Genomic DNA, 19,893 nt, shown 5'->3' with positions numbered 1-19,893 from the left:
GCCGCAGCTGCCCGCGCTCTCTGCCATGAACTTGCAAAAACAGGCTTGATTGTTTGTAAGTTGCGCTCCACCTTTCGGATAACAATAAAAAACCGATGTTTCGAGGGGCTGAGAACATGGGGCGAACCCCGCGCAGGCGGTCGCAAAAGGAAAGAAGTGCCGAAACGTCCTCGCGCCTGATGGCTGCGACGATCGACCTTCTGCATGATCGCGGCATCACACGTGCAACCACTCCGGACATCGCCCGCGCGGCAGGTGTCTCGCGCGGTGCGCTGACCCATCACTTCCCCACCCGCGAAACCATCATCACCGCATCGATCGCCAACATGCTGCATCTGGTGAACGAGGATATGCGCCGGTTCGGCAGGGAGTTCGCAGAGAGCGGCGGTTCCAGCGACGAGATCGTCGACTATCTGTGGAAGGTCATGTCGGACCGGCTGTTCTATGTGACGATGGAGTATCTGCCGGAAGCCCGGCACAACGACGAATTCAAGGCGCAACTGGTCCCCGTGGTCCGCGAATTCCATGCGGGCCTCGACGCGATCTGGACCGAGCTTGCCGCGCGCACCGGTGCCGATCCCGAGCACACGCGCAATGTGATGAACGCCACCATGTGCTGCATTCGCGGCATGATCGCCCAGACCGTCCTGCGCCAGGATCAAGACTATTACGACGGCTTGCTCCGGTTCTGGAAAGACCAGGTGCGCCAGCAATTTCCCGGCAAGGCCGGAGAGGCAAAAGGGAAGAGCCGTAAGAGAGCGGCGTTATGAACACTCTGCTTGCGGTCCGGGATCTCACGCTTGGCTTCTACGGCGCGCAGATCCTGCGCGGGGTGGACTTCAATATCAGGGGAGGCACGATCACGGGCCTGATCGGCCCCAACGGCGCGGGCAAATCCACTCTGTTCAACGCGATCTCCGGGCTCTACGGGCCGAACGGCGGCAAGGTGACGCTCGGCGGAGACGACGTCACCGGTCTCAAGCCGCATCTTCTGGTGCGGCGCGGCCTCGTGCGCACCTTCCAGCTCGCGCGCGGCTTTCCCAAGCTCAGCGTGTTCCAGCATCTCATGCTCTACGGGCTGGACCAGCCGGGCGAGATGCTCGCCGCCGCACTCTTTTCGAGTTCCGCGGCGCGCAAGCGGGAGCAGGAGCTTTCGGAAAAGGCGCTGGAGACGGCCCGGCGGCTGCGCCTCGGTCATGTCATCGACAATCCGGTGACCGCGCTTTCGGGCGGACAGAAGAAGCTGGTGGAGATCGGCCGGGCTCTGATGGCCGATCCGAAGATCATCCTGCTCGACGAACCCATGGCGGGCGTCAATCCATCCCTGGCCGACGAAATCGCCGAACATCTGGTCGCGCTCAATGGCGACGGCATCACCATCTGCCTCATCGAACACGACATGGCGCTCATAAAACGCCTTTGCGACCCGGTGGTCGTGCTGGCCGAGGGCAAGACGCTGATGGAGGGAACCTTCGACGAGGTGGCTTCCGACGCGGAAGTCCAGGAAGCCTATCTGGGGACGCGCCGATGAGCCTGCTTCTGGCAAAGGACGTCGTTGCTGGATATGGCGCGGCGGAACAGATCCTCAAGGGGGCTTCGATCCACGTCGAGGCGGGCGAGATCGTTACCGTGATTGGCCCGAACGGCGCCGGCAAGTCGACGCTGCTGAAGGTGATTGCCGGGCTGGTGCCGGCGCGGGAAGGATCGATCCTGCTCGACGACGAGGACGTGACGCGCTTCGGCGCGGTCGACCGCACGCGAACCGGCATCAGCTTCGTTCCGCAGGAACGCAACGTCTTCGGCAACCTCACCATCGCCGAAAACCTGGAGATCAGCGCCTATCGCGACGGCGGCGAGGCCTCGAGACGGATCGAGGAGCTCTATGAGCGTTATCCCATGCTTGCCGGCAAGCGGCGCGACCTGGCGCGCACGCTCTCGGGCGGCCAGCGGCAGATCCTCGCCATGGCCATGGGGCTGATGACGGCGCCGAAGCTTCTGCTGCTCGACGAGCCGACCGCCGGTCTTTCCCCGCGCGCCGCCGACGAACTGTTCGACGCCATCGTCGCGCTCAATCGCGGCGGTCTGCCCATCCTCATGGTGGAGCAGCACGCCGTCGAGGCGCTGGCCATATCGGCACGAGGCTATGTGCTCGTGTCGGGCAAGGAGTCAGCAGAGGGACCGGGGCCGCAACTTGCCGCCGATCCCGAAATACGCCGCCTGTTCCTGGGCGGCTGACAACCAGGAAGAAAGAGCCATAGAGGGCAACACAATGAGCAGATACACAATCAATCGCAGGCATTTCCTGGGGGCGTCTTCCCTTCTTCTCGGCGGCGCCGCTCTGCCATCCTTCGCCTGGGGCGAAGGCGAGCCGATCAAGATCGGCACGCTCACCCCGCTCACCGGTTCGGGCGGTCCCTACGGCCCGGTCATGGCCGACACGGTCAAGGCGGTGGTCGATGAGATCAACGCGGCCGGCGGTATTCTCGGACGCAAGATCGAGGTGGTCTCGGAGGACGACCAGACGAACCCCGAAGCCGGCGTGCGCGCTGCGCGCAAGCTGATCGACGTCGATGCAGTCTCGGCGATCGTCGGCACCTGGGCCTCCTCGGTGACGACCGCCGTCGCGCCGCTCTGCTGGGAATCCAAGACCTTCCTGGCGACGGTGTCGGGCGCCGACAGCATCACCGAACTGCCGCATCAGGGCTATCTGGCGCGCACCCAGCCCAACACCACGCTTCAGGGCCGCAAGTTCGGCGAGTTCGCGGTTGCGGAGAGCGCCAAGCGCGTGTTCTTTGTCTCCCCGCAGACACCTTTTGCCGACAGCCAGTTCCAGAACATCACCAAGGCCATCGAGGCCGGCGGCGGCGAGACGGCTTCGCTGATCTACGATGACAAGAAGCCTTCCTACCGCTCCGAGGTGGACGAGTTATTGCGCTTTAATCCCGACGCCGTCATCTTCGGCGGATATGCGCCGGACACAACGGTGATGCTCAAGGAGCTCTACCGCGCCGGATACCAGGGCAAGAAGATCGCCTTCGCCTACGCGGTCAACGAGAAGCTGGTCGATAGCGTCTCGGCTGAGATCGTCGAAGGCTGCTATACGATCGCTCCCTCGTCCGATGAGAGCTCCACCGCCTACCAGCGGCTTGTGGAACTGATTGGCGTCGACAAGCCGGATCCCTACACGGTTCAGGTCTATGACCAGATCAACCTGATCCTCATGGCGATGGCGGCAGCCGGCGAGACGACGGGCACGGCCATCAAGGACAATATCCGCAAGGTGAGCCAGGCCGCCGACGGCGCCAAGGTCGACAATGCGCGCGACGGGCTGAAGCTGATCGCCGAAGGCAAAGCGGTGAATTACGACGGCGCCAGCGGCCCGTGCGACTTCACCGACAAGGGCGACATCTCCGACAGCAGCTTCCGTTACGAGCAGGTGCGCGGCGGCAGGCTGACCCTCGTCAAGATCGCCTGACCCAGTCCGGTGAACATGTCCATTCTCCTCCAGGCCCTGTTGAACGGGGTGATGAACGGAGCGCTGATTGCAGTGCCGGCCATCGGCTTCACGGCAATCTTCGCGGTGCTGCGTTATCCGAATTTCGCCATCGCGGCCTATGCCACCATCGGCGCGTTCGCGGCCTGGTGGGTGAATGTTCACTTCGGCGCCGGCATCCTGCCGGCGCTGCTGGTCGCCTTCGCGATTGCTGGCTGTATCGGCGTCGGTGCCGAAGAGACCGCACTCAAGCAGTTGCGCGGGGCAGGGGCGCTGACGGTGGCCATCGGCTCCATCGCGCTCAACACGGTTCTCGAAAACGTGGTGCGCCTCTTCTTCGGCAACGATCTGCGTGGCTACGACCTGCCGCTCGTGCCGGACTGGCGCTTCATGGGGTTGAGGGTGGGGCCACAGCAGCTCCAGAGCCTGGCCTTCGCCGTCGTCATCATGGCCGCCGTGTTCGCCTTCCTGCGCTACACCCGCTTCGGCAAGGCGATGCGCGCCGTGGCCGACAATTCCGATCTTGCCCGTCTCAAGGGCATCGAACCGGCGCATGTCGCGGTGATGACCATCTTCCTCGGGGCGGGGCTTGCCGGCGTGGGCGGCGTCCTGATCGGCCTCGACGCTTCCATCGACCCGCTTCTGGGCTTCCGGGTGCTGCTGACCGTCTTCGCGGCCGCCGTGCTCGGCGGGCTGGGTTCCATCCCCGGCGCGGTCGTCGGCGCGCTGGCCATCGGCATCGCGGAGGAATGCGCCCTTCTGGTGGCGCCGGCAAGCTATCGCTCGGCCGTCGGCTTCGCGGCGATCCTGCTCGTTTTGACGGTGCGCCCACGCGGCTTCTTCGGTGAAAGGGCGAACTGATGCTTGCCTATCTGATATTCGCGCTCACCATCGGCGGCGTCTATGCGCTTCTGGCGCTGAGCCTGAACCTGATCTGGGGCGGTATCGGCCTCGTCAATCTCGGCCTGGTCGGCTTCTTCGCGCTCGGCGCCTATGCCTCGGCGCTCCTGACCGGGGCGGGCCTGCCGGTGCTCTTCGGCTGGGGTGGGGCCATCGTCGTCGGCGCCGTGGCAGGCCTCGTCGTGACGCTTGCGACCGCCCGTCTGCGCGATGATTATCTCGCCATCGTCACGCTCGGTCTTGCCGAGGTGATCCGTCTCGTGGCGCTCAACGAGCGCTGGCTCACCAACGGCTCCGACGGCATATCGGGCATTCAGGCGCCGCTGAAATCGGCGCTCGGCAACCAGGGCTTCAACCTTTTCTATCTGGCGATGGTGAGCGCCGTGGTGCTGGTCGTCTGGCTGGTGCTGCGCCGGCTCGATCGCTCGCCCTATGGCCGCGCGATGAAGGCCATTCGCGAGGACCAGGAATTGGTTGGTTTCGCCGGCAAGAACGTGCTCGGCTTCAAGGTGCAGGCCTTTGCCGTGTCGGCGGCAATCGCCGGGCTGGCCGGCGCTCTCTACGCGCATTTTCAGTCCTATGTCTCGCCGGACCATTTCCAGCCGCTGATCACGATCTACATTTTTCTCGCCGTTGCGGCGGGCGGTGTGGGCCGGCCGGCCGGCGGCGTACTTGGCGCCTATGTGGTGGTTTTCTTCCTCGAACTCACGCGCTTCCTGCCCGATCTCGTGCCTTCGCTCGCGCCGGCGCAATTCGCCGCCTGTCGGGAAATCCTGGTCGGCGTCGCCCTCATCCTCGTCCTGCGGTTCCGCCCGCAGGGTCTGCTTCCCGAACAAATCGTACCGGCGCCGAAATCATGACATCCACCTTGCTTCACGACCTTTTTCCGATCCTCGCCCAACCCGGCCAGCCCGAGACCCTCTACAAGGCGCTCGAAAAGGCGAGCCATGCGCTGGTGGGGCACGAGCTCTTCACCCTGCTCTATGTGGACGGGCAGGACGTGGCCCGGGTCTATTCGAACCGGCCCACGCAATACCCGGTTTCGGGGCGCAAGCTGATGGGGCCGACACCCTGGGGCGACCTGGTTCTCAAGCAGAAGAAGCCCTTTCTCGGGCGTGACCGGGAGGGCGTCCGCTGGGCCTTCTTCGATCACGAGCTGATCGAAAGCATGGGGCTCGGCTCGGTCATCAACATCCCTGTTCTTTATGACGGCGAGGCGATCGGCACGTTCAACATCCTCGCTCCCGAACATCACTACAAGGAGGCCGACGTGGCCCTCGTTGCGCCGCTCGCGTCTTTTCTCGTTCCCGCTTTTTTGAATGTACGCGCCGAAGCCCGTGCCGCAACCACCAGGAGTGCATAAGTGTCGTCCTATCTTTTCGCCAATGCCCGCATCGTCGACGGAACCCAGCCGGAACCCGGCGATCCCGTCTCCGTGCTTGTCGAAGACGGCGTCATTCGCGAGGTTTCCACCTCGGTGAAGGCCGGCAGCGCCGAAGTGGTGGACCTCAAGGGTCGGACGCTGATGCCGGGCCTGATCGACTGCCATGTGCATGTGGTCGCCTCGCTCGCCAATCTCGGCGAGAATGCGCGCCTTCCCGACAGCCTGGCCGCGCCGCGCGCGGCGATCATCATGCGCGACATGCTGGCCCGCGGCTTTACCACGGTTCGCGACGTGGGCGGCGCCGACATCGGCCTGAAGCGCGCTGTCGAGGAAGGGTTGTTTCCGGCGCCGCGCCTCTTCATCTGCGGCAAGGCGCTGAGCCAGACGGGCGGACACGCCGACTTCCGTGGCCCGTTCGACGATACGCCCGTGCCCACCAACCGTTTCCGCCTCGGCGCGCTTGGCCGCGTCTGTGACGGCGTAGACGGGATCCGCCGCGCAGCGCGCGAAGAGATCAAGGGCGGGGCCGAATTCATCAAGATCATGGCCAATGGCGGCGCCGCCTCGCCGACGGACCCGATCCACTTCCTGGGCTTCAGCCGCGACGAACTCCTCGCCGTGGTCGAGGAGGCACAGAACGCCGGTACTTACGTCTCGGCACACGTCTATACGGACGAGGGCATCCGCCGCGTCGTGGAGTGCGGCGTCCATTCGCTGGAGCACTGCAACTTCATTTCCTCCGAAACCGCGAAGCTTGCCCGCGATGGGGGCGCTTACGCGGTGCCGACGCTGGTTACCTACGAAAAACTCGTCAGCGAAGGCGGCTCGCTCGGCTTCCCGGCGGATTCGGTCGCCAAGGCCGACTATGTGCGCTCGGGGGGCATGAAATCGCTCGAAACCATGCGCGATGCGGGTCTTGCCATGGCTTATGGCACCGACCTGCTCGGCGACATGCACCGGCACCAGTCGGAGGAATTCGTCATCCGCGGCCGCGTGCTGCCGGCTCATGAGGTCATCGCCTCCGCCGCGGGAGTAGCCGCGCGCCTTCTGTGCATGGAAGGCAAACTCGGAACGATCGCCGCGGACGCCTTCGCCGATCTCATCGTGATCGATGGCAATCCGCTCGAGGATATCTCCCTGCTCACCGGCCAGGGCAAGCACATGCCGGCCATCATGCAGGCGGGGCGGTTCGTGAAAAGGGCCGCGCTCAACTGATCGAACACAACAAAAATCGACATGAAAAGGGGAACACCATGAACAGGACACGTCGTGAATTTCTCGCCGGAACCGCAGGAGCAATGGCATTGCCACTACTGAGCGGCTCCGTTTTCGCGCAATCGGAGGGCACGCTGCGCATCGGCGCGCTCAACCCGGTGACGGGTGCCGGCGGACCGTATGGCGAAGGCATGCAGAAGATGATCCTTGCCGCCGCCGAAGCCGTGAACGCGGCCGGAGGGGCTGCCGGTCAGAAGATCGAGATCTTCGCCGAGGACACCCAGACCGACCCGCAGGCGGCCGTGCTTGCCGCCAAAAAGCTGATCGAGGTGAACGAGGTGCGGGCTCTGCTCGGCACCTGGTCCTCGGGCATTTCGCTGGCCGTCGTGCCGCTGACCAACGATGCCGGCATCATGCTGATGAACACGTCGGGGGCTCCGGCTCTCTCGGTGCCGCCGGCCAACGAGAAGGGATTGAGCTACCGTTTCCAGGCGACGAACGACCGCTTCGGGCGCGCGTTCGCCGAGATCGCGGAAAAGGAAGGGTTCAAGCGTCCGGCGACCATGGCCTTCAACAACGCTTCCGGCATCGGCAATACCGAAGGTTTCAAGAAGGCGTGGGAAGCCAAGGGCGGCGAGATCGTCTCCAGCGTCGTCTACGAACCGAAGCAGACGAGCTATCGCTCCGAGCTGATGCAGATCCTTGCCGCGCAGCCGGATGTGATCGTGATGGGGTCCTATGTCGGCGACACCACCATCATCCTGCGCGAGTGGTACCAAACCGGCCAGCCGGCGAAGTGGATCATCCCTGGATGGGCGGCGAACAGCGATCTCGTGGCGGCCCTCGGACCGGACGTTGTGGAAGGCATCATTTCGGTCGATTCCGTTTCCAACGAGGAGGCCGAGGCCTACGCGGAATACGACAAGGCTTATCAGGCCGCGATGGGCAAACCCGGCTCGGACAATGTCTACGCCGCCATGACCTGGGACATGATGACGGTGCTCGCCCTGGCCGTGGAAGCCGCCGGCACGACAGACATGGCCAAGGTGAACGAGAAGATGCACGAGGTGGCCAACCCGGACGGCACGAAGGTCTCGTCCTTCGCCGAAGGCAAGAACGCGCTGAAAACCGGCTCCATCAACTACGAAGGCGCGTCCTCGGTGCCCGATTTCGATGAGCATGGCGATGTGACGCCGGACTTCGCCGCCTCCTTCGTCGAGGACGGGAAGATCAACCGTCGCTACATCGTCAAGATCTGACACAGAGGCGGGAACCCGGTGCCGCGCCGGGGGCCCCGCCCGTCCACTTCGGTGGAACGAGGAACCGTTCATGTATTTCGCCCAGCTTGCCGTTAACGGGCTCGTCCAGGGCCTGGTGATTAGCCTTGCCGCCATGTCGATCACGCTGGTGTTCGGCATCGTGCGCTTTCCCAATGCCGCGACCGGCGACGTCATGACGGTCGGCGCGTTTTCGGGGCTGATCGTCTATCCGCTGACTGGGTCGCTCCTGTTGAGCGGCGTCTTCGCCGTGGCCGTCGCCGCCGCGGTGGCGCTTGCAAGCCACTTGCTGGTCTTTCGCAGGCTGGCCGGACGCTCGGTGGTCGCGCTGCTCGTCGCATCCATCGGCGTCGGCTTCGTGCTGCGCTCCATCATGGGCCTGGCCTTCGGCCACCAGCCGATGGTGTTCAGCATGCCGCTCAGCCGGCCCTACCGGCTCGGCGGTCTGGCAATCAATCCACTCGACCTGCAGCTTGCGCTGCTCGCGTTGGTTATGCTCGTGCTGGCCTTCGCCATCCTGCACCTGACGCCCATCGGCAGGCAGATGCGCGCGGTCGCCGACAATCCCGCGCTTGCCCGCGTTTCGGGCATCCGTTCCGGTCGAGTGATGGCCGCGCTTTGGGTGCTTGCGGGCGCCATTGTGGGCGCGGGCGGCGTGATGCTCGGTGTAAAGACCGTGGTTGGCCCCGAAATGGGTTGGGACATGCTGATGCCGGCTTTCGCGGCCGCCATTTTCGGCGGAATCGGCAGCCCGGCCGGCGCGCTGCTCGCAGGCTTCATCCTGGGTGTTGCGCAGGAAATGTCGACGCCTTTTGTCGGCTTTACCTACAAGATCGCCCTGTCCTTCGCGATCATGCTCATTGTTCTGCTCAAACGCCCGTCAGGGCTTCTGGGCCGTATCGAGGGGGTTCGCTGATGCTGAGCTATCTCCTGGCAATCGTCATCATCACGCTGATCTACCTGCTCCTGTCCTTCGGACTGTCGCTGCAATACGGTTCGGTGGGCCTCATCAATTTCGGCCATGTGGGGTTCTTCGCCATCGGCGCTTATACGTCGGCATTGCTGGCGCTTTCCGGCGTTCCGCTGCTTGCCAGCTTTTGTGCGGCGGCAATCGCGGCGGGGCTCGCCGCCTGGCCGATCGGGCTCATATCGCTCAGATTACGGGACGACTATTTCGCCATCGTCACACTGGGGTTTTCCGAAACGGTCCGCATTATCATCGTCAGCGAGAAATGGCTGACCAACGGCGTACAGGGAGTTCCGGGCATTCCGCGTCTCTTCTCCAGCCTGCCGGTAGGGTTCGAGGCGCAACTTGCAACGGCGGCACTGCTTCTTCTCGTCTGCGCGGCGGCGGCGTTCACCATATGGCGCATCATCAACAGCCCTTTCGGCCGTGTCATCCAGGCAATCCGCGACAATGAGGATGCGCTGAAGGCACTCGGCAAGGATCCTGCCCGCTTCAAGATCCAGGTGCTGATGCTGTCGGCGGCGCTGGCCGGAATCGCCGGTGCGTTCTATGCGCACTACATCACCTTCATCATCCCCGAGCAATTCGTGCCGCTGGTCACCTTCTATGTCTGGATGGCGATCATCATCGGCGGTGTGGGGCGCATCTCGGGCGCCATCGTCGGCACGGTCCTGCTCATGACCTTTCTCGAGGGCTCGCGCTTCATGCGCGATTTCATCCCCGGCGTGTCGGAGGTCGAGATGGCATCGCTGCGCATCGGCGTGATCGGTCTCCTGCTCGTCCTCTTCACGCTCTATCGCCCGCAGGGCCTCATGGGGGATTATACGAAGCGATGACATTCGAAGCGGTCGATATCTGCAAGGCCTTCGATGGCTTTGAAGTTCTCAGGAATGTGAGCATGTCCATGCCGCTCGACGGGCTCATCGGGCTGATCGGGCCGAATGGCGCGGGGAAGTCGACGCTGTTTTCCGTGATATCGGGGTTCATGCCGCCCAGTTCTGGCCATGTGACATTCGACGGCGTCTCCATGAACGGCATGTCCGCCTCGACCAGGGCGCGCGCGGGTATGGTCCGCACCTTCCAGGTGCCGAAGGAGTTCTCGCATCTTTCGGTCAGGGAAAACCTGATGGCGGCGGCCCCCGGACAGGCCGGCGAGAATCTGACCGGTCTCTTCCTGCGGCCCGGACTCGTGCGCCGGCAGGAGGATGGACTACGCAAACGCGCCGACGCGGTGATTTCCTTCCTGCGCCTCGACCGGGTTGCCGACAGTTCAGCGGGGCTGCTTTCAGGCGGGCAGAAGAAGCTGCTCGAACTCGGCCGTGCGCTGATGGTCGAGCCGAAGCTGATCCTTCTCGATGAACCCTTCGCCGGAGTGAACCCGGTCCTGATCGGCGAGATCATGGAGCGCATCCGCGAACTCAACGGCCGGGGCATCGGTTTCCTCATCATCGAGCACGATCTCGACGCGCTGACCCGGCTTGTCTCCCGTCTCTATGTGATGGATCAGGGCGCGATCCTCGCCGAGGGGGAACCGGTGGCGGTGCTTGCCGACAAGGCGGTGCGCGACGCTTATCTCGGAGGCGAGGCATGACCATCCTGTCCATTCGCGATTTGCGCGGCGGCTATTCGGAAGTCGATATCCTCAACGGCATCGATCTTGACCTGGCCGACGGCGAGATCCTGACCGTCGCGGGCACCAACGGCGCGGGCAAATCAACCCTCGCCAAGGCGATCGTCGGCCTTTTGCCGCGTTCGAGCGGCGTGATCTCCTTCATGGGCAAGGATATCGCATCGCTCTCGGCCGAAGCGCGCATGGCGCTCGGCATCGGCTACGTGCCGCAGGTGGCCAATGTCTTTGCCAATCTGACGATTCTCGAAAACCTTCAGGTGGTTTCCAGCAGCAACCGGCAGCGCATCGAGGAGCTTTTTGCGACCTTCCCGCTTCTCGCCGAGAGGCGGCGGATGCGTGCCGGCAGCCTTTCGGGCGGCGAGCGCCAGCAGCTTGCCTTTGCCCGGGCGCTGGTGCCGAAACCCCGGCTGATGTTGCTCGACGAACCGACGGCAGCCCTCTCGCCGAACAAGGTGGCCGCGTCCTTTGCGCTCATCCGTCAGTTGCCCTCGCTTGGGGTATCGGTGCTGATCGTCGAACAGCGGGCCCGCCAGTCTCTGGCTATTTCCGACCGAGGCTGCATTCTCGACGGCGGTCTTGTCGCTCTCGACGGAGCGGCAGACGTGCTTTTGGCCGACCAGAGGGCGGCGGAGCTCTATCTTGGCAACATCGGCAACGGAGGAGTCTAAAGGGTGTTTGGAGGCTAAGGATGGAATGTTCCTTGCCTCCCGGTGAATGGAGATCCTTCCAGTCAGGAGTTGGCTTCGACAACCAGACCCTACCGGAAAGCGCCGATGACCACCGCGCTAACCAGTTACACCACGTCTTGGGACGTCACCATCGGCGGGGGATGAGGCGCGGTCCGACAATCAACCGGTCAGCTTATTGAGGGCTTCTGGTCTGGCCAAATGTGGTCTGTGTTGTAGGGCGAGCACAAGGGCCTATCCAGTCTCTGCATCTTCCCGAAAAGACGAGCGGCCATATTGCGACATCCGATTCAGCGCCCCGCCCGGCTGGTGCCGCTGGCTTTCCTTATCGCCATTCTTGTCGGCACGGCACTGCTGATGCTGCCGGTTTCCCGGTCCGGCCCGGAAGGAGCGCCGTTCCTGACGGCGCTGTTTACGGCCACTTCAGCGATCTGCGTCACCGGCCTCATCGTCCAGGACACACCGACCTACTGGTCAGCATTCGGCCAAGGCGTGATCCTCGTTCTGTTTCAGGTAGGCGGCTTCGGGATCATGACCGGGGCAACGCTGCTCGGGCTTCTGGTCACGCGAAGGCTCAAGCTGACCAGCCGTCTTGTCGCCCAGGCGGAAACGAAGAGTCTGACGCTTGGCGATGTGACCGGAATACTTCGTCTCATCTTGCTGGTGACGGTCATCGTCGAACTGCTGACCACTTTCATGCTTACGTTGCGATTGCGCTATTCCTACGACAACCCCTGGGACGAGGCGCTTTGGAACGGCCTGTTCCAGGCTGTCTCGGCCTTCAACAATGCGGGGTTCTCCACCTATTCCGACAGTCTTTCCGGATTTGCGACCGATCCGGCAGTGCTTGCACCGATCATGGCCGCCGTGGTGATCGGCGGTCTGGGCTTCCCGGTGCTCTTCGAACTGCGCAAGGAAATGCTGACGCCCGCGCGCTGGTCGATCCACACCAAGATCACGCTCATGGGCACTGCCTTCCTGCTGGTTCTGGGCCTTGGCGCGACCGCCGCCTACGAGTGGAGCAATCCGGCGACCCTCGGCGTCTTCGACTGGCCCGAAAAGCTCTTGAACGCCGCGAGCCATTCCGTCATGACCCGGACGGCCGGCTTCAACAGCTTCGATGTGGGCGGCATGCGGATCGAGACGCTGACCGTGACCTATGCGCTGATGCTGATCGGCGGCGGCAGCGCCGGGACGGCCGGCGGCATCAAGGTCACTGGCGACCCTCGGCGTCTTCGACTGGCCCGAAAAGCTCTTGAACGCCGCGAGCCATTCCGTCATGACCCGGACGGCCGGCTTCAACAGCATCGATGTGGGCAGCATGCGGATCGAGACGCTGACCGTGACCTATGCGCTGATGCTGATCGGCGGCGGCAGCGCCGGGACGGCCGGCGGCATCAAGGTCACCACCTTCTTCCTGCTCGGTTTCGTGGTGTGGGCGGAAATTCGCGGGCAGAACGACGCGACGGCTTTCAACCGCCGCATCGGCGCCCATGTCCAGCGCCAGGCCCTGACCGTCGTGCTGCTGGCGGCGGGGATCATCGGCGCGGGCGTGCTCGTTCTTCTCAGCGTGACCAGCTTTCCTCTGCAGGATGTCATTTTTGAAGCCGTCTCGGCTTTTGCGACGGTCGGCCTGTCCACCGGCATCACCGGGGATCTCCCTGCCGCAGGGCAGTTGACGATCATCGTCCTGATGTTCGTCGGCCGGGTCGGCACCATCACGCTCGCCAGCGCGCTTGCGCTGCAAGAGCGCTATGTTCCCTTCCGTTATCCAGAGGAGCGCCCAATCGTTGGCTAAGAACACCCCGCACAATGACAATGGCGTCGTCGTCATCGGTCTCGGCCGGTTCGGCAGCGCCGTCGCGCAGTCCCTCGTCCATCTGGGCCATGATGTTCTTGCCATCGACGAGGATACGGAACTGGTGCAGACCTGGGCCGACCGCCTGACCCATGTGGTGGAGGCCGACAGCAGCAACGCGGATGCCCTGCGCCGTCTCGGTGTGGAGGACTATTCCCGAGCCGTGGTGGGGATCGGTAGCGATATCGAGGCGAGCGTTCTGACCGTGCTGGCGCTCTCCGAACTGGGCGTTCCGGACATCTGGGCGAAGGCCGTGAACCCTCGGCATGGCCGCATCCTGGAGCGCACCGGCGCGCATCATGTCGTCTACCCGGAAGCCGCCATGGGCGAGCGGGTGGCGCATCTGGTCACGGGCAAGATGATCGATTTCATCGAGTTCGACGACGGCTTCGCCATCGCCAAAACGCGGGCCCCGAGGGAGGCTGTCGGCAAGACGCTCGAAGAGTCCGGCGTCAGGAGCAAATATGGCGTGACCGTCGTGGGCGTGAAACGGCCGCGGACGGAGTTCACCTATGCGACGCCGGAAACCATGATCGAGCGGGGCGACCTGCTGATTGTCTCCGGTCCGACCAAGCTGGTGGAGAAGTTCGCGGCCGTGAGCTGACGAGGAGAGAAGCCCTGGGCGGCCGGGCCGGGTCATTCAAAAGTGTCGAGCATCCGGTAGCCGACACCGGGATCGTTCATAATGTAGCGGGGATTTGCCGGGTCATCGCCCGCTTCTGGCGAAGCTGGCGGATGAACACCCTGAGATATTGCGTGTCGTGCTCATGCGCCTTGCCCCAGACCTCGCTGAGCAGCGTGCGATGCGTGACGATGCGGCCGGCGTGGCGGGCGAGCGTCCACAGAACGTCGAACTCCTTGCGTGTCAGCTTCAGCGGCTGACCGTCCTTGCGAACCTCGTGCGCGGCGACGTCGATATGTTGAAGGCGAGGTCCGGCGACATGGACGCCAAACCTTCCGGGTTCCATGGCAGGAGATGTTGGAGCCGCAGGATGGCATAGAGGAACAGCCAGCCGGCGGGGTTGAACGCTAAACAGCGCATAGCGCGTCCAGTGCTGGTTCTGCGTGGCGCACTTGCCGGCAAGGGCATGGACGCCACGTTTTACCGGCGCCAGGACCGGCGACGGCAGGGTGCGCTCGCCCTGGAAAACACGCGCCATATAGGCGCCCAGCGGCTAGGCGAGCGCAACGAGGATAACGGCGTAAAGCAAGAATTGAAGCAGATCGGTTGCTACGTGCACCTCCCTCAGAACCGTTCCGGCCGCAGCAGCGCGGCCATGAGGTAGGCGAGAAGCGCCAGCGCGATAGCGCCGCCGATGAGATATTCGATCATCGCCGGCACCTCACAAGCTTTCGCAGGCGCGCACGGCGAGCGCGAAAGCCAGAAAGCCGCCAACGGCGAGCGCGATATAGATCAGGTCGAGCATGAGCCGACTCCTTTGGTGGATGTCGGCCCGATAGGTGGCGCTGCGGGAGGGACGTAAGGGCGCCATAGGGAAGGCTGCTTCTGCGCATAAAGAACGCGTAAAGGAAACAACCACCGGGCTGTTCTCGAACGCTTAGGTCGTCACACAGGAACCACCAGCGAATGTCGGTATCGGTAGTTGCGAGCCCCCGCAACCAAGCTTCAGAAATAGATACGCTATTTCAATATTTTCCGGAATTATTTTCGCGTCTGCGCTCGACCTCAATGAGATTGATCGCTTGCGCGGGAGGTTAAAGTCATCGCGTAACACCCCCAATTGCGCGCCGGCGGAAGTGAGCGTGAGGATCGCTTGAGCGGGCCGTCTGCGAGCATCGCGGATCTGCAGCACGACGATTGGCGTATTGTGCTGAGCCGGCATTGGGCGGATCTGATTGACTGCCGCAGCCGACCGACTTGGCGTCAGCCGTCCTGGCCCTCCAGGCGGTCGATCAGGTCCTCGACCGCCGCCGCGTGCTGCATGCGCAGCAGCGCCTCGGCGAGTTGCAGATCCTGGCGGCGAAGGGCATCGACCAGCATGCGGTTTTCGCGTGCCTGTCCCTGCTGGCGCCCCGCGCGATAGCCGTAGCGGCGGCGGAAGGCGCTGATCATTTCCCAGCCGCGCTGGAAGACGCGCAGCGCCTCGGAGTTGCCGCCGGTCTCGACGAGCTTTTCGTTGAATTCGCGGTTGAGTCCGAGTCCTGTCTCGAATTCCTCACGGTCGACGGCTTCCTGATAACCCTGCGCAATCCGTTCCAGCTCATCCAGCCGATCCATGGTCATCGCTTTCAGCCCGCGCCTGAGCGCGAAGATGCGCAACTCGGTGTTGAGCTCGAACAGGTCCTCGACGAAGCGGCGATCAAGCCGGCGTGCGATCGCGCCCCTGTTCGGCTCCACCTCGACCAACCCTTCGCCTTCCAGCTTGCGCAGAGCCTCGCGCAGTGGCATCGGGCTGAAGCCGAACTGATTGGAAAGGTCCGCCACCTTGATCCGCTCGCCGGGGCCGTAGCGGCCGGAAAGGATCGCCTGGCGGATCATCGCCGTCGCCTGCTCGACCGAGGTCGAGGAAAGTTCGTCCGCTACAGCAGCGTCGCGGCCGCCGTTCGTCCGGACGCGTCGGTTGTTTCCGCTCATGAGCGTATCCGGCCGCCACCGTTGACTGAAGGGCCGCCGCAGGTGTTGCAACTCGATCCGCTTTTCATGGCCGTCCTTCTCTCCCCATTCGCGCATCGTGGACTTGGGTCTGGCCCTATTACGGGGCCAGACCCTAGACCGATTCCTGTGTGCCAGAGGCGGCCACCCGGTTCAAGCGATGGACCCGGCGCGCTTCACCAGCATGGCCGCGTGTTCCGCATCGATCACGACCATGCCTTGCTGATTCAGCATCTCGATCCGTTCGACAACGATTCCGTGCGGCCCGCTCTGGCTTTCGCGCTTGCTCGCGAAACGCACGTGAACATGAAGCGTGTCGCCGGGGAAGATGGGCGCCCTGAAGCGCACCTTGTCCCAGCCGAGCGAAGCGATCGAGGTGTTCTGGTAGAGTTTCAGTTCGGCCTTCAGCCCTTCGATCAGCGCCACACCGTAGAGGCCATGCGCGATCGGCCGCCCGAAGGCGGTGCGGCTGCAATAGTCGGCATCCGTGTGCAGGGGATGGCGGTCGCGGGTGAGCGCGGCGAAGGACTGCACGTCCTCCCAGGTCACCGTGTGACTGTCGGTGATCACTTCCTCGCCGACGATCACGTCCTCGTAGCAGAGGTCCACCAGTTCCTCGTGCGGTCTCGACTGCATCAGCGTTCTCCCACCAGGCGCAGCGCCGGTCCGGTTCCGCCGACCGCGCCGTCCAGAATGTCCTCTCTCAGGCCCATCGGCCCCGGCCGGAAGATGCGCGGATCCATGAGCTTCACGCCGGGGTCGACGCGCAGCGGGAAGCCGACCTGGTCGATCACGTCTTCCTTCAGCCTGACGCCGGGCGCGATCTCGGCGAGCGCGAGGCCGTCGGCCTCCAGCCGGAAGACGGCGCGCTCGGTGATGTAGATGACGTCCTGTCCGCGCTCGCGGGCCAGCCTGCCGTTGAAGCTGACCTGGCCGACATCCGGCACGAACTTGCGGAACTTGCCCTCGCTGCGGATGGCGAGGCGGCCGCTCTCGACCGCGACATCGAGCCCGCCGCCGGTGAGCGAACCGCTGAACACGAGGCGCCTCGCGTTCTGCGAGATGTTGATGAAGCCGCCCGAGCCGTCATAGCGGTCGCCGAAGCGGGTCACGTTGACGTTGCCGTCGCCGTCGACCTCGGCGAAGGACAGGAAGGCGCAGTCCAAGCCGCCGCCGTCGTAGAAGTCGAACTGATAGGCCTGGTCGAGGATGGCGCGCGGATTGTAGGCCGTGCCGAACTCGCGCGCGTAGCCGGGGACGCCGCCGACGACGCCGGATTCCACCGTCAGCGTCATCATCTCGTCCATGCCCTCCTCGGCGACGACGTTGGGGATCATCGCCGAGATGCCGACGCCGAGATTGATCACGTCGCCGGACCGGAGTTGGAAGGCGCCGCGCCGCGCGATCACGCGCCGCTCCGTCAGCGGATCGGGCGTCAGGCTGGAGACGGGAATGGTCGTCTCGCCGCAGCGGCTGGGGTCGTACTGCGTCGCATAGGTCTGCATCTGGTCGGGAACGAGCACGAAATGGTCGATCAGGAAGCCGGGGATCTTGACCATGTGCGGGTTCTGGCTGCCGCGTTTGACCAGCCGCTTGACCTGGCAGATCACGATGCCGCCGGCATTGTGAACCGCCTGGGCAATCGAGAGGTCCTCGCGCGTGGTTGCCTCGTGCTCCATCGAGACATAGCCGTCCTCGTCGGCGCTGGTGCCGCGGATGAAGGCAACGCTCGGCGTCGGCGCGCGGTAGAACAGCCATTCGCGGCCGGCGAGTTCGACCAGCTCGACCATCGGCTCAGTGGTGCGTTCGTTCATGCGCGCTCCGTCCTGGCGCGGGTCCATATAGGTGCCTAGCCCGACATGGGTGATGACGCCGGGCTGCTTGCCGGCCATGGCGCGGAAGAGCTGGGCCATCACGCCCTGCGGAAAGTTGTAGCCCTCAATTTCGCCGGTCCGGATACGTTTCATGAAGGGCATCTGGAGGCCAAAATTGCCGCCGAAGACGCGGGCGACGAGGCCCGGATGGGCGAGGCGGCAGAGCCCGTGCTCGGTGACGGCGCCGATCCCGGTCACGTGCAGCAGCGTCAGGCCGCCGGGTCCGCCGTTGTCGAGGAAGCGCTGCTCGAGCGCTTCCAGCACGGTCTCGGGGACGCCGCTGCCGCCATTGCCGCCCACGGCGAGCACGTCGCCAGCCTTGACCAGCGCGGCGGCCTCGGCGGCGGAGATGAGGCTGATCTTGCCCGGCTGTCTCATGCGAACTCCTTCTCGAGCTGGCGCGCGATGATCAGCCGCTGGATCTGGTTGGTGCCTTCGTAGATCTGGGCCAGCCTTATGTCGCGGAAGATGCGCTCGATGCGGTACTCCTTCGAGTAGCCGTTGCCGCCGTGAATCTGCAGCGCGTTGGAGACGTGGGTCATGGCCATGTCGGTGGTGAACAGCTTGGCGTGCGCCGCCTCCTTGGCGATTGGGTAGCCGGCGTCGTGCAGGCGGGCGGCATGATGGATCAGGAGCCTGGCCGCCGCCACGTCCTTCGACATGTCGGCCAGCATGAACTGGATCGCCTGGAACTTGATGATCTCCGAGCCGAACTGCCGGCGCGACTTGGCATAGGCGACCGCGTCCTCCATCGCCGCTTGAGCCATGCCCAGCGCCATGGACGACATCATGAGGCGCGAGAAGTTGAAGTTGGCCATCGCCATCTTGAAGGCCTCGTTCTCGGGGCCGATGCGGTTGGCAACGGGAACGCGCACATCGTCGAAGGCGATCTGGCAGTCGGCGAGGCCATGCATGCCGAGAAGCTCCTCGTGCTTGCCGCGCGAGACGCCGGGGCGGTCCATCTCGACGAGGACACAGCTTATGCCCTTCTGGCCGGCGTTGCGGTCGGTCTTGGCGAAGACCATGACGAAATCGGCGACGCCGCCGAAGGTGACCCAGGCCTTGACGCCGTTGATGATGTAGTCGTCGCCGTCGCGATCGGCCGTGGTGCGCATCGCCGCAACGTCGGAGCCGCAATCCGGCTCCGTCGCGGCGGTCGCCGGAATGACGTCGCCGGCCAGGATGCCGGGGATGAAGCCGCGGTGGAAGTCGCCGCCGTGCTCGCTGAGGAGAAGGGCGGCCTCGACGGGAATTGCGTAGGCGTTGCCGAGCGCCCCGGAGCCGCGTGCGATCTCTTCCATGACGATGCAGGCCGCAATCGTGTCGAGGCCGCTGCCGCCGGCCTCTTCCGCCAGCGAGACGCCGAACAGGCCGAGCCCGGCGAGGCCCCTGTAGAGCGCGCGCGGAAAGACGTCGTCGCGGTCGACGGCCTGGGCCGCCGGCATCACCGTTTCCTCAACATGGCGCCGCACGCTGTCGCGAAGCAGGCGTTGTTCCTCTGAATAAAACCGATCCATCTTTGCACTCTCGATAAGCGCCTGTGGCACAAAATTTGATCAAATGTCAGTTTCTTAGGCGGAGGCGTGAAAGACTACCCGCCGCCCAGCGTTCCGCCATGTGCGACTTCGTCCGGTTCGCGATCGAAGAAATAGACAACGATGGACTTCTCGTTTGTCTCGTAAGCCTCGGCTGCCGCTCGCGTCACCGACAAGGCGGCCTCGCGCCGCAACGCCGCCGATCGCCGGAAGGCATGAACTTTAATGAAAATGCGCCTTTCCGACGTTTCCAGCCCGAATTTGCGGTCGTGGCCATAGCTGTCACCGCCTACATCGACGAAATAGGAGGATACGATTTCGGGTCCGATGCCGTAGGCGGCGCACAGCGCATCGGTCATTGCCGTCGCGGCATGGCGGCGCTGCTTGGTGGACGCGGCAAAGTCGAAAATCTCAAAAAATGGCATGAAGGCCCTGCTCATTCCTTAGGCAATCGTATCTC

23 protein-coding genes and 1 pseudogene are annotated in these 19,893 nt (G+C 64.1%); 16 read left to right on the top strand and 8 right to left on the bottom strand.

Features of this window, described 5'->3' with window-relative positions; genetic code table 11:
- Positions 1–179: 179 nt before the first annotated feature.
- The 16 genes and pseudogenes from GM910_RS08910 to GM910_RS08835 all read left to right on the top strand — a co-directional run bounded on the left by GM910_RS08910 (position 180) and on the right by GM910_RS08835 (position 14,014).
- Positions 180–770 (top strand): TetR/AcrR family transcriptional regulator, encoded by a 591-nt coding sequence (locus GM910_RS08910; protein WP_246225924.1) that lies wholly within the window; start codon positions 180–182, stop codon positions 768–770.
- Complete coding sequence (locus GM910_RS08905; RefSeq protein WP_159587164.1) at positions 767–1,531, top strand: ABC transporter ATP-binding protein; 765 nt, start codon at positions 767–769, stop codon at positions 1,529–1,531. Before GM910_RS08910 ends, GM910_RS08905 begins: the two co-directional genes overlap by 4 nt.
- Entirely contained in the window at positions 1,528–2,235 is a 708-nt protein-coding gene (locus tag GM910_RS08900; protein WP_159587163.1) for an ABC transporter ATP-binding protein, read from the top strand. Before GM910_RS08905 ends, GM910_RS08900 begins: the two co-directional genes overlap by 4 nt.
- A gap of 34 nt (positions 2,236–2,269) precedes the next feature.
- The gene (locus GM910_RS08895; RefSeq protein WP_159587162.1) at positions 2,270–3,475 is read left to right on the top strand and encodes an ABC transporter substrate-binding protein; all 1,206 of its coding nucleotides are present in this window, start codon (positions 2,270–2,272) and stop codon (positions 3,473–3,475) included.
- Between the two features lie 15 nt (positions 3,476–3,490).
- A complete protein-coding gene (locus GM910_RS08890) occupies positions 3,491–4,354 on the top strand; it encodes a branched-chain amino acid ABC transporter permease (protein ID WP_159587161.1) in 864 nt (287 codons plus the stop codon).
- Complete coding sequence (locus GM910_RS08885) at positions 4,354–5,253, top strand: branched-chain amino acid ABC transporter permease (protein ID WP_159587160.1); 900 nt, start codon at positions 4,354–4,356, stop codon at positions 5,251–5,253. Before GM910_RS08890 ends, GM910_RS08885 begins: the two co-directional genes overlap by 1 nt.
- The gene (locus GM910_RS08880) at positions 5,250–5,756 is read left to right on the top strand and encodes a GAF domain-containing protein (protein WP_159587159.1); all 507 of its coding nucleotides are present in this window, start codon (positions 5,250–5,252) and stop codon (positions 5,754–5,756) included. Before GM910_RS08885 ends, GM910_RS08880 begins: the two co-directional genes overlap by 4 nt.
- The gene (locus GM910_RS08875; protein WP_159587158.1) at positions 5,757–6,992 is read left to right on the top strand and encodes a metal-dependent hydrolase family protein; all 1,236 of its coding nucleotides are present in this window, start codon (positions 5,757–5,759) and stop codon (positions 6,990–6,992) included. It abuts the gene before it with no gap.
- Between the two features lie 83 nt (positions 6,993–7,075).
- Entirely contained in the window at positions 7,076–8,251 is a 1,176-nt protein-coding gene (locus tag GM910_RS08870) for an ABC transporter substrate-binding protein (protein ID WP_159587157.1), read from the top strand.
- A gap of 70 nt (positions 8,252–8,321) precedes the next feature.
- The gene (locus tag GM910_RS08865; protein ID WP_159587156.1) at positions 8,322–9,185 is read left to right on the top strand and encodes a branched-chain amino acid ABC transporter permease; all 864 of its coding nucleotides are present in this window, start codon (positions 8,322–8,324) and stop codon (positions 9,183–9,185) included.
- Positions 9,185–10,072, top strand: a complete 888-nt coding sequence (locus tag GM910_RS08860; RefSeq protein ID WP_159587155.1) for a branched-chain amino acid ABC transporter permease — start codon at positions 9,185–9,187, stop codon at positions 10,070–10,072. The genes GM910_RS08865 and GM910_RS08860 overlap by 1 nt, the downstream gene beginning before the upstream one ends.
- Positions 10,069–10,827, top strand: a complete 759-nt coding sequence (locus tag GM910_RS08855; protein WP_159587154.1) for an ABC transporter ATP-binding protein — start codon at positions 10,069–10,071, stop codon at positions 10,825–10,827. Before GM910_RS08860 ends, GM910_RS08855 begins: the two co-directional genes overlap by 4 nt.
- Positions 10,824–11,534 carry an ABC transporter ATP-binding protein gene (locus GM910_RS08850; protein ID WP_159587153.1) on the top strand — a complete coding sequence of 237 codons (711 nt, stop codon included), beginning with the start codon at positions 10,824–10,826 and terminating at the stop codon, positions 11,532–11,534. Before GM910_RS08855 ends, GM910_RS08850 begins: the two co-directional genes overlap by 4 nt.
- A gap of 375 nt (positions 11,535–11,909) precedes the next feature.
- Positions 11,910–12,758, top strand: a pseudogene (locus tag GM910_RS08845) (potassium transporter TrkG); the annotation flags it as partial.
- Between the two features lie 73 nt (positions 12,759–12,831).
- The gene (locus GM910_RS08840; RefSeq protein WP_246225923.1) at positions 12,832–13,350 is read left to right on the top strand and encodes a potassium transporter TrkG; all 519 of its coding nucleotides are present in this window, start codon (positions 12,832–12,834) and stop codon (positions 13,348–13,350) included.
- Entirely contained in the window at positions 13,343–14,014 is a 672-nt protein-coding gene (locus tag GM910_RS08835) for a potassium channel family protein (RefSeq protein WP_159587152.1), read from the top strand. Before GM910_RS08840 ends, GM910_RS08835 begins: the two co-directional genes overlap by 8 nt.
- Positions 14,015–14,090: 76 nt before the next feature.
- Here the strand turns inward: GM910_RS08835 and GM910_RS08830 are convergent, their stop codons facing one another.
- The 8 genes from GM910_RS08830 to GM910_RS08795 all read right to left on the bottom strand — a co-directional run bounded on the left by GM910_RS08830 (position 14,091) and on the right by GM910_RS08795 (position 19,858).
- The gene (locus GM910_RS08830; RefSeq protein WP_246225922.1) at positions 14,091–14,570 is read right to left on the bottom strand and encodes a winged helix-turn-helix domain-containing protein; all 480 of its coding nucleotides are present in this window, start codon (positions 14,568–14,570) and stop codon (positions 14,091–14,093) included.
- Positions 14,571–14,656: 86 nt separating this feature from the next.
- Positions 14,657–14,743: a K(+)-transporting ATPase subunit F gene (kdpF, locus tag GM910_RS08825; protein WP_159587208.1), complete on the bottom strand. Its 87-nt coding sequence runs from the start codon at positions 14,741–14,743 to the stop codon at positions 14,657–14,659.
- 10 nt (positions 14,744–14,753) lie between these two features.
- A complete protein-coding gene (locus GM910_RS08820) occupies positions 14,754–14,903 on the bottom strand; it encodes a hypothetical protein (protein WP_159587151.1) in 150 nt (49 codons plus the stop codon).
- A gap of 392 nt (positions 14,904–15,295) precedes the next feature.
- Positions 15,296–16,006 (bottom strand): GntR family transcriptional regulator, encoded by a 711-nt coding sequence (locus GM910_RS08815; RefSeq protein WP_159587150.1) that lies wholly within the window; start codon positions 16,004–16,006, stop codon positions 15,296–15,298.
- Between the two features lie 171 nt (positions 16,007–16,177).
- Positions 16,178–16,660, bottom strand: coding sequence for a MaoC family dehydratase (locus GM910_RS08810; protein WP_201285435.1), 483 nt, complete (start codon positions 16,658–16,660; stop codon positions 16,178–16,180).
- Positions 16,660–18,276, bottom strand: a complete 1,617-nt coding sequence (locus GM910_RS08805; RefSeq protein WP_159587149.1) for an acyl CoA:acetate/3-ketoacid CoA transferase — start codon at positions 18,274–18,276, stop codon at positions 16,660–16,662. The genes GM910_RS08810 and GM910_RS08805 overlap by 1 nt, the downstream gene beginning before the upstream one ends.
- Positions 18,273–19,415, bottom strand: coding sequence for an acyl-CoA dehydrogenase family protein (locus GM910_RS08800; protein ID WP_159587148.1), 1,143 nt, complete (start codon positions 19,413–19,415; stop codon positions 18,273–18,275). The genes GM910_RS08805 and GM910_RS08800 overlap by 4 nt, the downstream gene beginning before the upstream one ends.
- A 74-nt stretch (positions 19,416–19,489) precedes the next feature.
- Positions 19,490–19,858, bottom strand: coding sequence for a tautomerase family protein (locus GM910_RS08795; RefSeq protein ID WP_159587147.1), 369 nt, complete (start codon positions 19,856–19,858; stop codon positions 19,490–19,492).
- Between the last annotated feature and the right edge of the window lie 35 nt (positions 19,859–19,893).

The organism is Chelativorans xinjiangensis, from assembly GCF_009812055.1.
Taxonomy (GTDB): Bacteria; Pseudomonadota; Alphaproteobacteria; order Rhizobiales; family Rhizobiaceae; genus Chelativorans; species Chelativorans xinjiangense.
This window is presented reverse-complemented; position numbering and strand designations above follow the sequence as displayed.